This window comes from Acinetobacter sp. Q85-2 (assembly GCF_013420555.1).
GTDB classification, from domain to species: Bacteria; Pseudomonadota; Gammaproteobacteria; order Pseudomonadales; family Moraxellaceae; genus Acinetobacter; species Acinetobacter indicus.
Genome location: NZ_VOXW01000021.1, coordinates 37,662 through 50,814, shown reverse-complemented (window position 1 = coordinate 50,814; position 13,153 = coordinate 37,662). Strand labels below are relative to the sequence as shown.

Here is a 13,153-nt window from a genome sequence, read left to right as displayed (position 1 = left end):
CTAGAGGATTTCAGAATCATTGCAAGCCCCAATTCACTTTATTTTTCACATATGTATCTTTTTTCTACGAAACAGCTAAAAAAACCGGTTTTTCACTTATTTTTTGCACAATTCAAAAGAAAAAATCCCGCGAACGGGATTTTTTGCTGGCTTTCTTTTTATCTTATTCAGTAAATTTCTGCGTGCTGTAATCCGCTGTTGGCAATTTACCGAGTGATTTTTGTCCGGTTGTTCCCGGTAAACGCTCGACATACTGTAAAAACGCTTCGGCATAATCGAGGCCCACATCCATACGGCGCTCGCCTGTCACCTCTTTCATGCTTCTATAGTAGTCCTGTCCATTGGCCAGGAAGTCGATAGTCACCACTTTATAGGTTCGATCCAAGACCAGTGCTTCATAACTACCGCTTGCATTACGCACTTCCAGCTGGCTAATACGCTGCCCTTTGGCCTGGGTTAAATCTACCTGCCAACGTAAACCACCAGTATATGGATAACTGCCGGTATTTCTCTGCTCGACCACACCGCTAATCGCATCTTCCAGCGTGGCTTTAATTTCTGCACCAGTCATATCCAAACGGACCAGTGTATTTTTAAATGGCAGTACCTGATAGATTTTCTCTACGGTGACTGGACCTGCCGCGACATCCACACGCACCCCACCACCATTCTGGAATGACAGATCGGCATCAAAGTACACTTTACCTTGTTGCAAGAAGGCTTCGGCAATCATCTGCTGAATATCGCCGCCATGAGCAATGACATGCGGATTCTGATTACAGATATCGCCCAAGCTAGAACGGCTGGTATCGCGCTGCGTCCCCGGTACACGGCGTAAACACAGGTTATCAGTTGCCTGAGCCACCACCGTGCTGGCAAAATTCTGTTTCTGTTGTTGATATGGCAACAGCACATTTAAGGTCGCGGTATATGGGCTGACCACCTGCATCGGAATATTCGCCGCTTTAAAACGCTCCAACAGCGCCGCCTCTTCGGTTGCATTTAAGGCTTCAAACTGTTTGCTCTCGGTATTTTCACGCTTAAAGTCATCGCCCACTAAAATGTGCGGTGTACCACTACACTGTTCCACCTGACCTTGCGGATTGAACCTGACCTTTAAATCACCCACTACATAGCTGTACTGCCAGGCCTGGGCAATACAGACCAGATCACCATCTTTATTTCGCGCTTGGGTCGGATACGCACCACTCGGACTCAGGCCGACCGCCTCTAAACTGTCCGGACCTAATAAGGTATGTGAGTCACCACCAACAATTACATCGACATCGGTTAAAGCCGCAGCCAGTTGCTGATCCAGGGCAAAACCGGTATGGGTTTGCAGGATAATCTTATGGATGCCTTGAGCTTTCAGGCGATCAATTTCCTGTTGAGCCGCTTCAATTTCATTGGCAAACGTAGTGTCACTGTTCGGCTGAGAGGCATTTTTGGTTTTATCAGCAATGGTCAGGCCAATAATGGCAAACTTTTCACCGTCACGTTCAAATATAAAAGACTTTTCAATGCGCTGGGTCTGATACAGCGGCGAAGATGGGCCGAAATTCACATTGGCCGATACAATACGGGTTGGTGTGGCACAGTTACCGGCATCCAGATAGTTAATAAATTTCTGTAGGCCTGCATCTTTGGCATCAAATTCATGATTACCCAGCACAAAACTGTCAAAGCAGACCGTATTCATGACATCTGCATCCGCCTTACCTTCAGAAAGGTTGAAATACAGATCGCCGGTAATCGCATCACCACTGTGCAGTTTGATCACATTCGGATATTCCTCTGTCAGACGGTTGATTAACCCGGCGACACGGGCAAAACCACCCCGGCTGACGCTATAATTTTCTTCCTCAGCCCCTTGTGCCAAGCTAAAGTTCCAGTGCTCTTCATCTAAATGGGAGTGATGGTCATTAATATGCAGAATATTCAGTTCAACGGCTTTACCCTCGACTACTGGTGTCGGTGTAGTAGTCTGACGGTCATTATCCCCGCAGGCTGTCATGAAAACAGAAAGACAGGCTATTGATAATATGGTTTTTTTATTCAATACGTTCATCTGGCAATTACCCTGAGACTCAGTGTTTTAATTGGAATTGTCTGACTGAGTCTGTGGCCTGAACATGTAAGGCAGATGAAAAAACGATCAAGATTTCATGACAATAGTTAAACCCGTTCGCGAATATGCTGCATCACCTCTAAGACCAGTGCCTGTTTACCGCGATAATCTTCGGCCGCAAACAATAGTCTGGCTTTGCGCGGTAGTTGCTCGTGAATCAGGGCAAATAGCTGATACATGGCCGACAGTTCCAATTGCTCAAACAGCGTCTTGACCGGATGATAGGCAAACTGCTTTTCACTTTGCGGCTGATATTCAAACAGGAAACGTAAAATGGTATCCAGCTGCTGGTCATGAGTATCGGTATTATAGGAATACATACGCGCCCTCTGGCTCAAGTTTATTTTTTTAGATGGAAATAATGATCGGGGTTTATTTATACGCCGGATCTTTGCAGCGGGCAACCATGGGCAGATACCGCTCCAGTTGCTCAAAAAACCGCTTTTTTCAGGTCAAAGGCTAAATTTTGGATAAAAAAAAGAAAGAGATCTCTCCCAAAATCTCTCCCTCGGAGTTGAATCTTTTACGGATCCATATGTTATTGTCATTATTATTTTCAGCTATTTCCGCGCTTCTTGGGGATGAAACGTCATCAAATAGCAATTTACCCTCTAGATATGTAGACACCACATATTTAGACGGATAAATCTTAAACATAAAATATGACAAAATCAAGACAATCGGGAAAATTTAATTCTTGTTTTTATAAGGTTTTTTTTTAAATTTAAATATTTAAATATCTTATAAGCAATATCATAAAAAAAGCAGACCGAAGCCTGCTTTTTAATTCAACTACTTAACTGCATTTTTAGTCGGTAAAGGTGACTTTGGCAATGGCTTTTTTACTGGCCTGCACAATCAAAGTTACGTTTTCTTTCACCGAAAATGAGGCATCGACTGGTTGCCAATCAACTTTCACTGCACCACGACCGACAGCATCTTTAGCTTGCGCTGCGTTTTTGGTTAAACCTGCTGCACGTAAAATAGAAGCAATGAAAATCTCGCCGCCATATTCGCCACGTGAAATGGTCACTTCTGGTGTGCCTTCTGGCAATTCACCTTCGGTAATCAGGTTACCGGCACCTTTATGCGCCTTGGCTGCAGCTTCTGCACCGTGGAAACGCTCGACCAGTTCCAGCGCCAGAATCTTTTTCACATCCTGCGGGTTACGGCCTTCAGCCACTTCTTTCAGTAACTGCTGGATTTCTGCCACAGACTTGAAGCTGAGCAGGTCAAAATAACGCTCAATCAGTGAGTCCGGCATAGACAGCACTTTCTGGTACATCGCGCCTGGGGCATCAAATACACCAATATAGTTGCCCAATGATTTCGACATCTTGTTGACGCCATCTAAACCTTCCAGAATTGGCACGGTAATACACACCTGTGCTTCCTGGTTATAACGGCCCTGTAAGGTACGGCCCATCAGCAGGTTAAAGGTCTGGTCAGTACCACCCAACTCTACGTCGGCTTCTAAAGCCACCGAGTCATAGCCTTGTACCAGCGGATACAGGAATTCGTGAATCGCAATTGGTTGCTGGTTGTTATAACGCTTGGTGAAGTCATCACGCTCCAGCATACGCGCCACGGTTTGCTGTGAGGCCAGTTGAATTAAATCGGCCGCAGTTTTGCTGGCAAACCATTCCGAGTTAAACACCACTTTGGTTTTGTTTGGATCAAGAATCTTGAACACCTGTTCCTGATAGGTTTTGGCGTTTTCCAGTACCTGCTCGCGTGACAACGGCGGACGGGTCGCGCTCTTACCGGTCGGGTCACCAATCATGGCGGTATAGTCACCAATCAGGAAGAAGACCTCGTGACCCAAATCCTGGAACACTTTCAGCTTGTTAATTAAAACCGTATGACCCAAATGCAGATCAGGTGCAGTCGGGTCAAAGCCCGCTTTAATTTTTAAAGGACGGTTCTCTTTTAATTTCTTTAGAAGATCTTCTTCAGAAATAATTTCATGCGTACCTCGTTGGATGAGGGCAAGTTGTTCTTCAGCTGGCAAGAAATTTGACATCACAAAACCCAAACACATCAGTTATTCAATTTGTGCGATATACTAACACTTTTTCAGCACATTGCAGGCTTAAGAATAACCATGACAGCGATCTATATTGGGGTAATGACCGGCACAAGTATGGATGGTGTCGATATTGTTGCTGCTTCTTTTGATCCTTTACAGCTTCATGCCACCCTGACCCTGAGCTTCGATCCCGATTTACGCGATGAACTGATGGCCCTAACCCTGCCAGATGACAATGAAATTGACCGGATGGGCAAGGCCGATGTGGCGCTGGCGCAAATGATTGGACATGGCATTAACCGCCTGATTGAAGAACACCAGCTTGATCGCAGCCAGATTCGTGCCATTGGTTCACATGGCCAGACCATCCGCCACCGGCCTGAACATGGCTTTACCCTGCAAATTGGTGATCCAAATATTATTACCGAAATAACCCAGCTGCCGGTGGTCTCGGATTTCCGCCGGCGTGATATGGCTGCCGGTGGACAAGGTGCTCCGTTGGTACCAGCTTTTCATCAGGACGTGTTCCAGCATGACAGCATCCACCGGGTGATTCTGAATTTGGGCGGGATTGCCAATGTCAGCATGTTGCCTGCCGGACAGCCGGAAAAAGTCTATGGTTTTGATACCGGCCCGGCCAATATCCTGATGGATGCCTGGTGTGAACGCTACACCGGCCAGCCTTATGATGAAAACGGCAACTGGGCGGCTTATGGACAGCCAATTCGCAGTCTGCTGGACCGGCTACAGGCACATGAATATTTTTCCAAAGAGCCGCCAAAAAGCACCGGCCGTGAAGATTTTAACCTGGAATGGCTGGATGAACAGATTGCCGACTGGCGCAATGACCTGGCCTATCAGGAACTGGAAGATACCCCGGAAAATGTACAGGCCACCTTGTTAAAACTGACCACCCGCGCGATTAAAAAAGCCATTTACCGCTCCGGCATGGACACCGGTGAAGTCTATGTTTGTGGTGGCGGTGCCTATAATTCCTATTTACTGGAACAGCTGCGCTGGCGCTTACGCAAACATGAGTGGAGTGTACAGACCACGGCGGATTTAGGCATTAACCCGACCTGGGTGGAAGCCACTGCTTTTGCCTGGCTGGCGATGCGTTTTCTCAACCAGCAAAGTGGCAATTTCCCGGCTGTGACTGGGGCCAAAGGCTACCGGATTTTAGGAACATTGACCGCAGTCTAGGCCAATCTCTTTATATTAAAAAAGATATTAAAAAAGCCCTCAAAATAGAGGGCTGAGTATTTTAAAATTCTGCTTAAATCGAGAAAGAAGAACCACAGCCACACGTAGTCGTGGCATTCGGATTTTGAACCACAAAACGTGAACCTTCCAGACCTTCTAAATAGTCCACCACTGAACCGACCAGATATTGATAGCTGAGTGAATCGACCAGCATTTTTACGTCACCATTCACGAATTCAGCATCATCTTCATTCATGCTTTCAGCAAAGTTAAAGCCGTAAGAGAAGCCCGAACAACCACCACCGGTCACATAAACGCGTAACATTAAATCTTGGTTGCCTTCACTGTCACGCAATTGGCGTACTTTGTTCGCAGCATTGTCAGTCAGCACAAGGGCTTGGGCATTCATGTCGGATTCCTCGTTCGATTCAAATGTCTTTTAACAGAAAAGACCACATATCAAGTATAACATACCCAATATATGGTCAGTCATGTTCAATTCAAAGTCAATTCAGACTAATTTTATCAAGATTATTTGTAATTCTCATCCTGTAGGCCGCATTCGAAGTTTTTCGGATCCTGCTTACAGCGGAATTGCCACAGCAGCTTCATCATGCGTTTGTCATAAATGCCACGTTTGGTCAGGTCAATCCGCGCCTCACGCATCATCTTCTGATAGCCCGGTTTGTCGGCTGCCGGAATATTCATCCAGTATTTTTGCGGAATATCGGCTTTCATTTTACCCAAGATGTTAAAGGCACGCGGTAATTGACCTTTGACCCATTCCCGTGATTTCTGGCCAAAACCGGCCGGGAACTTGTTCGGGCGAATAATAATATTGCCAGTCACCTGTAAAATCGGATAATTCACAATCGCGCCTTTACTGCCCAGGCCCTTATGCAGCTCTAGCGGCTTAAACACGGCGGCCGGTGCACCAATAATATCGACCTGACCATTATTAAACTTGCTGCCGAAGTTGGTGACATCGGAACTGACCGCCTGCGCACCAATCTGCTGCACCATAATTTTTTGTGCCTGGTCATAATCCAGGACCGCAATTTTTTTACCGGCAGCTTTGGCCACGGTATTAATACTGCGGTCATTGACCATTAAAAAGGCATCACCGACAGGCACTACACCAGCCACTTCATACTGGCCTTGAGTCATAAAGCGGGAAAATTTCGGACTGGCCAGTCCCTGCATGACTTTGACCGCCAGATTTAAATCGGGAATTGCACCAATCGCATCCAGAGAACCGGTAAAGCTGTTAAATTGACGCCCGCGCATACCGGTGACACTAATCCCGTCACATTTACCGGCTTTAAAATCTTCGGCAATTACCGCTTCATTCTGTCCGACACGCAGTTCAATATCGGCGCCCCAGGCTTTGGCCGCCAGCTGATAGTCCAGCATCAGCGCATACACATCGCCACTTTTTCCCACCAAATCAAAGACACACACTGTCTGCTTGGCCTGTGCTGCAGTCGCACCGAGTCCCATCACTGCAGCCAGTGCGATGCCTTGAGCATAATATTTCATTGATCTTTCCTTTATCGCTGTTCTTGTTGTTTTCAGTTGTACTGAAGTGTTTAATATTTTAAAAAGCTGTTTTTGCCTATCCATCCTTGTTCTTTTTACCTTTGGAGATCACCCTCTCCTGCTCCTCCTGTCTGTATGCCTTGGATGAAACAACTCATCTCTATTTTTTAGGCTTGGGCAAAGATGAAACTATTATTTTTGATTAGCTTACGTGATTTGACCTGAACTGCAATGGCCCAAGTGACAAGGTTCCAGATGCAACAACCCGGCACAGATGCCGGGTTGTTTTTCCTTAAAAATGAAGCTTATTCACCGCCCAGTGAACACTCGAAGTTGGCTTTATCGACAGAACAGCGGGCACGTTTGAGTACGCTCATCATCGACGCATCATAAATACCGCGCTTGGTCATATCCATCCGCCCTTCACGTAACAGTTTCTGGTATTTGGTTTTCTCTTCCGCGCTCAGGTTCATTTTGTATTTGGCTGGAATGCCTGCTTCCAGACGTTTAATCATGCCCAAACTTTTTGGCAGGTTTTTCGAGAACCAGTCACGCGATTTCTGGCCAAAACCAGCCGGGAATTTCTCCGGACTAATTACTAAATCAGCCGTGACATGCAGTACCGGGAAATTAAACATGGCGCCTTTGGTTCCCAAGCCTTTATAGATTTCCAGCGGCTTATAAGCATAGGCTGGCGCACCAACCATATCGACCTGGCCATTATTAAATTTCGCCACAAAGTTAGAGACATCGGAGATTACCGCCTGAGCACCGACACGTTGCACCATAATTTTTTGTGCATCGTCATAGCCCAGTACCGCAAATTTCTTGCCGGCAGCTTTTTCAATTGAATCAATATTCTTGTCACGGACAAAAATAAAGGCCGAACCTAAAGGTGCAATTCCCGCCACCTCATATTTTTTTCCCCCCAGATTGGTGACCATTTTGCCGGCATTACGTTTGTCCAGTGCAAAGGTAATTGCACGTTGGGCAATGGCATTGCTTGGCACACCGCCCAGCGCATCAATTGAACCGGCAAATTTATTGTACTGACGGGCACGCATCGCAGTCAGGAAAACCGCATCACATTTGCCGGCTTTAAAGTCGTTATCGGCCACGGCTTCATCCTGACGGGGAATCAGGTTGATGTCTGCGCCCCAGCCTTTCGCGGCCAGCGCCCATTCCTGGGCCATTTGATAAGATTCACCAGATTTGCCGAGTAAATCGAAGATACATACATCGACCTTGGCTGCCTGAACATTGCTGGCCATACCCAAAGTAGCCAGTGCAGAAAGCGCGAGAATTGTTTTTTTCATTGTATTTGTCCTTACAGAATCGTCTTTCATCAAGAGTGTCCATACACTTGCTGAATATTAAGCAACTTGTTTTTAAAAAAATAGAGCTTTTACTCCAAATATTTTTAAATCGTGACCAATTCAATTTATGCTGCTGCTGAACTCAAACCCACAAATTGCAGAGATCAACAGTATTTTCAATGGCTTAAAAATTTCAGGCAGAGCGGCGAAAATTTACACATCGTGGCCACTTTTTTACAAACTTATAACCATTTTCTCTATTCGCCGCCGAGTGAACATTCAAAATTGGTGCGTTCTACCGTGCATCGTGCCCGTTTCAGGACCCGCATCATCGAGCCATCATAAATGCCTTTTTCGGTCAGTTCGATGCGGCCATCACGTAACAGTTTCTGGTATTTGTCCTGATCTTCCTTGCTGAGTCGGGTGCGGTATTTATTCGGAATTTCCGCTTCCAGACGTTTCACCATGGCAAAGTTTTTTGGAATCTGCTGTACAAACCAGCGCCGGGACTGCACTGCAAAACCCTCTGCGAATTTTTCTGGCCGGATAATCAGGTCCGCCGTGACATTCACCACCGGAAAATCAATCATGGCGCCGCGTGTGCCCAAACCTTTTTCAATTTCCAGCGGTTTAAAGGCATAGGCCGGTGCGGCCACAATATCAACCTCGCCCTGATTAAACTTACGCACAAAATTGGAAATATCGGAATCGACCGCAATACCGCCGACTCGTTCCACCATCATTTTTTGTGCCGGATCATAATGCAGAATCGCAAATTTCCGGTTTTTGATGTGCTCAACCGAGTTCATGGCCCGATCTTTAACAAAAATATAGGCCGAGCCAATCTGGCCGATGCCAGCCACTTCAAAGGTTTCCTGGCCAATCCGGGTCACCAGACGGCGGTTATTGCGCCGGTCCAGCACATAACTAATGGCTTTCTGGGCAATGCTATTACTTGGCACACCGCCCAGTGCATCAATCGAACCGGCAAATTTATTGTATTGCCGCGCCCGCATTGAGGTCATATAGGCACCATCACACTTGCCCGCCTTAAAATCGCGCTCGACCTGGGCTTCATCCTGATAGGCTTTCAGACTGACATTGCTGCCCCAGCGCTTGCTGGCCAAGGCCCATTCTTCCAGCAATTTATAGGATTCTCCGGCCCGTCCCAACAGATCAAAAACACAGACCTGCGGATTGGCCTGAGCCAGGCCACTGACGCCACACAAGGCCAGTGTCGACAACAACAAAACTCCGTTTTTCATTTTTGTCACCGTACATTTGTTTTTGTTTTTTATCAGAAATTTTAATATATCGGGCTTGGTTTTATAAAAAAACCCTGCATAGCCGCTTTCCGATAGATGACACGGCGCCCGCTTTTTCATTATTTTTTTCGATGTGTTGCTGTAGCACCTGAAATAAACTGCGCCAGCTTTTTGTTTTCCAGAGCGCATCCTTTAGAATAGGCGCATTCTGTTCCTGAGTTTAGTGAGTCCAATGATTCAATTTGACCAAGTCTCTTTACGCCGTGGTGGTCGTGTCTTATTTCAAAAAGCGTCCATGCAGATCCATCCGGGTTGGAAAGTTGGCCTCACCGGAGTCAATGGCGCCGGCAAATCGACCTTATTTGCCGCCTTACTGGGAGAACTGGGGGCAGATGAAGGCAGCCTGACCCGTCCATCGGGCTGGACCGTTGCGCACATGGCCCAGGAAGTCAAAGCCCTAGATATGCCGGCGCTGGATTTTGTGTTATCGGGCGATGAAGAATACTGGCAGATTCAGAAACAGCTGGCACAACCTGAACAGCTCAGTAACAGCGAACTGGCACAATTACATGGCCGTTTTGATGAAATTCATGGCTATTCTGCCCCATCTAAAGCCGCCCAGTTAATGGCCGGTCTCGGTTTTATGGAACATCAGCTACGTCTGGATGTCTCCAGTTTCTCCGGTGGATGGCGCATGCGTTTAAATCTGGCACGCACCCTGATGAGCCGCTCCGACTTACTACTTCTGGATGAGCCAACCAACCACTTGGATCTGGATGCCATTTTATGGCTTGAAGACTGGCTCAATGCCTATGAAGGCACTTTAATCCTGATTTCACATGACCGCGATTTTCTCGATGCAGTGACCGATCATATCCTGCATATTGAAAATCAGGAACTGACCTTATATACCGGCAATTACTCGACCTTTGAAGTGACCCGCAGCGAACGTCTGGCCCAGCAGCAACAGGCCTTTGAAAAGCAGGTTGAAGCCCGCGCACATCTGCAAAAATTTATTGACCGTTTTAAAGCCAAAGCCACCAAGGCGCGTCAGGCACAAAGCCGGATTAAACAGCTGGAAAAAATGCAGTTGCTGGCGCCGGCGCATGTCGATACCCCGTTTACTTTCAGTTTCCGTGAACCCACCAAAATGAGTTCACCCTTACTGACTCTGGATCAGGCCGAAATTGGCTATCCGGGCAAAAGTATTGCCAGCAAAATCAGTCTGCAGATTACCCCAAGCTCGCGTATTGGCCTGCTGGGCATGAACGGCGCCGGTAAATCTACTCTAATTAAATCACTGGTTGGTGATTTAGCGCTTTTAAATGGCCAGCGCAAGGCCTCTGAACTGCTGAATATTGGTTACTTTGCCCAGCATCAGATGGATGCACTGGATGCGCAGGCCAGCCCGATGCTGCAATTGTCACGTCTGGCCGACAAACAGATCAGTGAAGCCACCCTACGTTCGTTCCTCGGCAGTTTTGGTTTTAGCGGTGAACGCATGGATACCCCGTGCGAAAGCTTCTCCGGCGGTGAACGCGCCCGTCTGGCCTTGGCCCTGATTGTCTGGCAGCGCCCGAATGTACTGATTCTGGATGAACCGACCAACCATCTGGATTTAGACATGCGTCATGCCCTGAGCATGGCCTTACAGGACTTTGAAGGCGCAGTGGTACTGGTATCGCACGAACGTCAGCTAATCGCCAGTGTCTGTGATGACCTGCTGTTGGTGCATGCCGGACGCTGTACTGAATTTGCCGGTGATTTGCAGGATTATGCCAAATGGTTACGCGAGGCCCGCCAGCAGCAGATCAATGCCCAAACCGCCTTGGCACAGGCCAGCGCCAGTACCAACAAGACTGCCGCACCTGCCAAAGTTGATAAAGAAGCACAGCGCAAACTGGCGGCGCAGCGCCGTGAAGAAACCCGACCGCTACGGAAAAAAATTGAACAATGTGAAAACCAGATTGAAAAAATCCAGCCCCGTCTGGCCAGTATTGAAGAACAGCTGGCTGACAGCAGCCTGTATGAAGCTTCGCGTAAAGAAGATCTGCTCAAGCTGATGAATGAACAGACCAGCTTAAAAGCCACGCTGGAACAGGCCGAAGAAACCATGCTGGAACTGATGATGGAACTGGAAACCCTGGAACAATCATTCCAGAACAGTTAATCCCGTTTCTTCCGAAACCTTCCCCTCAAGATAGCCCCAGTGGCTATCTTTTTTATTTCCACTTTATGATCACTCCTCTTTTTAGCCCGTCTGTTTTCTTTAAAAAGATCAAGGAGGATGCTCACCAATAGCTGTTTTCCTCTCCGTTTTAGCTCTGATTGCACTTACTGAACTGCAATATAAAGCCCTCTTGCACACAGCTTGGCCGGTTTTTTTATACATAAATTTACAGCCGCGCATCTCATCATGAAGAAATGTGGCCGGCTCAATGCGCGGGTCTGGCCTTCTGCTAGCCAAGAGAGGAAATTCTATGCGTGCCTTAACCTATCATGGAACCCGAGATGTAAGAGTTGAATCGGTGCCTGACCCAATTATTCAGGAACCGGATGATGTCATCCTTCGCGTCACCGCCACTGCCATTTGTGGCTCAGATCTGCATTTATATCGCGGTAAAATTCCGGCCACAGAACACGGCGATATTTTTGGCCATGAATTTATGGGCGTGGTCGAAGAAGTCGGCCCCGAGGTCACGGCAGTAAAAAAAGGCGACCGGGTGATTATTCCCTTTGTGATTGCTTGTGGTCACTGCTTTTTCTGTGAACATGAGCTGACTGCCTCCTGTGAAAATACCAATACGGGCCGCGGCGCCATTCTGAATAAAAAACAGATTCCACCGGGTGCAGCGCTGTTTGGCTACAGTCATCTTTATGGCGGCGTGCCGGGTGGACAGGCCGATTATGTGCGAATCCCCAAAGGCAATATCGGTCCTTTTAAAGTTCCCGGTTCACTGCCAGATGAAAAAGTGCTATTCCTGACCGATATTCTGCCAACCGCATGGCAGGCGGTGACCAATGCACAAATTGGCAAAGGCTCCAGTGTAGCCATTTATGGTGCCGGACCCGTGGGATTACTGTCAGCGGCCTGTGCACGGATGCTTGGCGCTGAACAGATTTTTATGGTCGATCATCACCATTACCGGCTGCAGTTTGCCCATGAAACCTATGGCGCGATTCCAGTCAATTTTGATGAAATGGATGCGGCCGAGTTTATTATTAATAACACTCCCGGCCATCGAGGTGTGGATGCGGTCATTGATGCAATTGGTTTTGAAGCCAAAGGCAGCATGATTGAAACCGTAATGACCAACCTGAAACTGGAAGGTTCCAGCGGCTTTGCCTTGCGCCAGTGTATTGCCGCAGTGCGCCGTGGCGGTGTGGTTAGCGTGCCGGGCGTCTATGCGGGTCCAATTCACGGCTTCCTGTTTGGCGATGCCTTTGATAAAGGCCTGACTTTCAAGATGGGCCAGACCCATGTGCATCGTTACCTGCCCGAATTACTGGAACGCATTGAAAATGGCGACCTGTCACCCGAAGTGATTATTACCCACCGTATGAAACTGGCCGATGCTGCCGAGGGCTATCGTATTTTTGATCAACGCGAACAGGATTGCCGCAAAATCATTCTCACGCCCTAATCCGTAGTGCCATCAAAAAAAGCGCCCGC

The 13,153-nt window shown here is 47.5% G+C and carries 10 protein-coding genes; 3 read left to right on the top strand and 7 right to left on the bottom strand.

Annotated features, from left to right (window positions below):
- Positions 1-163: 163 nt before the first annotated feature.
- The 3 genes from FTT68_RS11525 to tyrS form a co-directional block, all read right to left on the bottom strand.
- A complete protein-coding gene (locus tag FTT68_RS11525; protein WP_180175363.1) occupies positions 164-2,068 on the bottom strand; it encodes a bifunctional UDP-sugar hydrolase/5'-nucleotidase in 1,905 nt (634 codons plus the stop codon).
- Positions 2,069-2,175: 107 nt separating this feature from the next.
- Positions 2,176-2,448, bottom strand: coding sequence for a hypothetical protein (locus FTT68_RS11520; RefSeq protein ID WP_180175362.1), 273 nt, complete (start codon positions 2,446-2,448; stop codon positions 2,176-2,178).
- Between the two features lie 488 nt (positions 2,449-2,936).
- The gene (tyrS, locus tag FTT68_RS11515) at positions 2,937-4,169 is read right to left on the bottom strand and encodes a tyrosine--tRNA ligase (RefSeq protein ID WP_168382784.1); all 1,233 of its coding nucleotides are present in this window, start codon (positions 4,167-4,169) and stop codon (positions 2,937-2,939) included.
- A 63-nt stretch (positions 4,170-4,232) separates the two neighbouring features.
- Here tyrS and FTT68_RS11510 point away from each other — a divergent pair, with 63 nt between their 5' ends.
- The gene (locus tag FTT68_RS11510; RefSeq protein WP_005181147.1) at positions 4,233-5,360 is read left to right on the top strand and encodes an anhydro-N-acetylmuramic acid kinase; all 1,128 of its coding nucleotides are present in this window, start codon (positions 4,233-4,235) and stop codon (positions 5,358-5,360) included.
- Positions 5,361-5,433: 73 nt separating this feature from the next.
- On the opposite strand, the gene erpA is transcribed toward FTT68_RS11510, so the two are convergent.
- The 4 genes from erpA to FTT68_RS11490 all read right to left on the bottom strand — a co-directional run bounded on the left by erpA (position 5,434) and on the right by FTT68_RS11490 (position 9,480).
- Positions 5,434-5,769 carry an iron-sulfur cluster insertion protein ErpA gene (gene erpA, locus FTT68_RS11505; RefSeq protein WP_005181144.1) on the bottom strand — a complete coding sequence of 112 codons (336 nt, stop codon included), beginning with the start codon at positions 5,767-5,769 and terminating at the stop codon, positions 5,434-5,436.
- 122 nt (positions 5,770-5,891) lie between these two features.
- Positions 5,892-6,860 (bottom strand): putative solute-binding protein, encoded by a 969-nt coding sequence (locus FTT68_RS11500; protein WP_171065126.1) that lies wholly within the window; start codon positions 6,858-6,860, stop codon positions 5,892-5,894.
- A gap of 344 nt (positions 6,861-7,204) precedes the next feature.
- Positions 7,205-8,215: a putative solute-binding protein gene (locus FTT68_RS11495; RefSeq protein WP_180175361.1), complete on the bottom strand. Its 1,011-nt coding sequence runs from the start codon at positions 8,213-8,215 to the stop codon at positions 7,205-7,207.
- A 257-nt stretch (positions 8,216-8,472) separates the two neighbouring features.
- The gene (locus FTT68_RS11490) at positions 8,473-9,480 is read right to left on the bottom strand and encodes a putative solute-binding protein (protein WP_104490659.1); all 1,008 of its coding nucleotides are present in this window, start codon (positions 9,478-9,480) and stop codon (positions 8,473-8,475) included.
- A 232-nt stretch (positions 9,481-9,712) separates the two neighbouring features.
- Here FTT68_RS11490 and FTT68_RS11485 point away from each other — a divergent pair, with 232 nt between their 5' ends.
- The gene (locus FTT68_RS11485; protein WP_180055101.1) at positions 9,713-11,650 is read left to right on the top strand and encodes an ATP-binding cassette domain-containing protein; all 1,938 of its coding nucleotides are present in this window, start codon (positions 9,713-9,715) and stop codon (positions 11,648-11,650) included.
- Between the two features lie 310 nt (positions 11,651-11,960).
- On the top strand, positions 11,961-13,124 hold the full coding sequence (locus FTT68_RS11480) for a zinc-dependent alcohol dehydrogenase (RefSeq protein ID WP_168397922.1): 1,164 nt from the start codon (positions 11,961-11,963) through the stop codon (positions 13,122-13,124).
- Positions 13,125-13,153: the final 29 nt, after the last annotated feature.

Excerpts from the sequence above, each read along its gene's own strand:
- FTT68_RS11525 (WP_180175363.1), bottom strand. The coding sequence starts at position 2,068 with ATGAACGTATTGAATAAAAAAACCATATTATCAATAGCCTGTCTTTCT.
- FTT68_RS11520 (WP_180175362.1), bottom strand. The coding sequence starts at position 2,448 with ATGTATTCCTATAATACCGATACTCATGACCAGCAGCTGGATACCATT.
- tyrS (WP_168382784.1), bottom strand. The coding sequence starts at position 4,169 with ATGTGTTTGGGTTTTGTGATGTCAAATTTCTTGCCAGCTGAAGAACAA.
- FTT68_RS11510 (WP_005181147.1), top strand. The coding sequence starts at position 4,233 with ATGACAGCGATCTATATTGGGGTAATGACCGGCACAAGTATGGATGGT.
- erpA (WP_005181144.1), bottom strand. The coding sequence starts at position 5,769 with ATGAATGCCCAAGCCCTTGTGCTGACTGACAATGCTGCGAACAAAGTA.
- FTT68_RS11500 (WP_171065126.1), bottom strand. The coding sequence starts at position 6,860 with ATGGGACTCGGTGCGACTGCAGCACAGGCCAAGCAGACAGTGTGTGTC.
- FTT68_RS11495 (WP_180175361.1), bottom strand. The coding sequence starts at position 8,215 with ATGAAAAAAACAATTCTCGCGCTTTCTGCACTGGCTACTTTGGGTATG.
- FTT68_RS11490 (WP_104490659.1), bottom strand. The coding sequence starts at position 9,480 with ATGAAAAACGGAGTTTTGTTGTTGTCGACACTGGCCTTGTGTGGCGTC.
- FTT68_RS11485 (WP_180055101.1), top strand. The coding sequence starts at position 9,713 with ATGATTCAATTTGACCAAGTCTCTTTACGCCGTGGTGGTCGTGTCTTA.
- FTT68_RS11480 (WP_168397922.1), top strand. The coding sequence starts at position 11,961 with ATGCGTGCCTTAACCTATCATGGAACCCGAGATGTAAGAGTTGAATCG.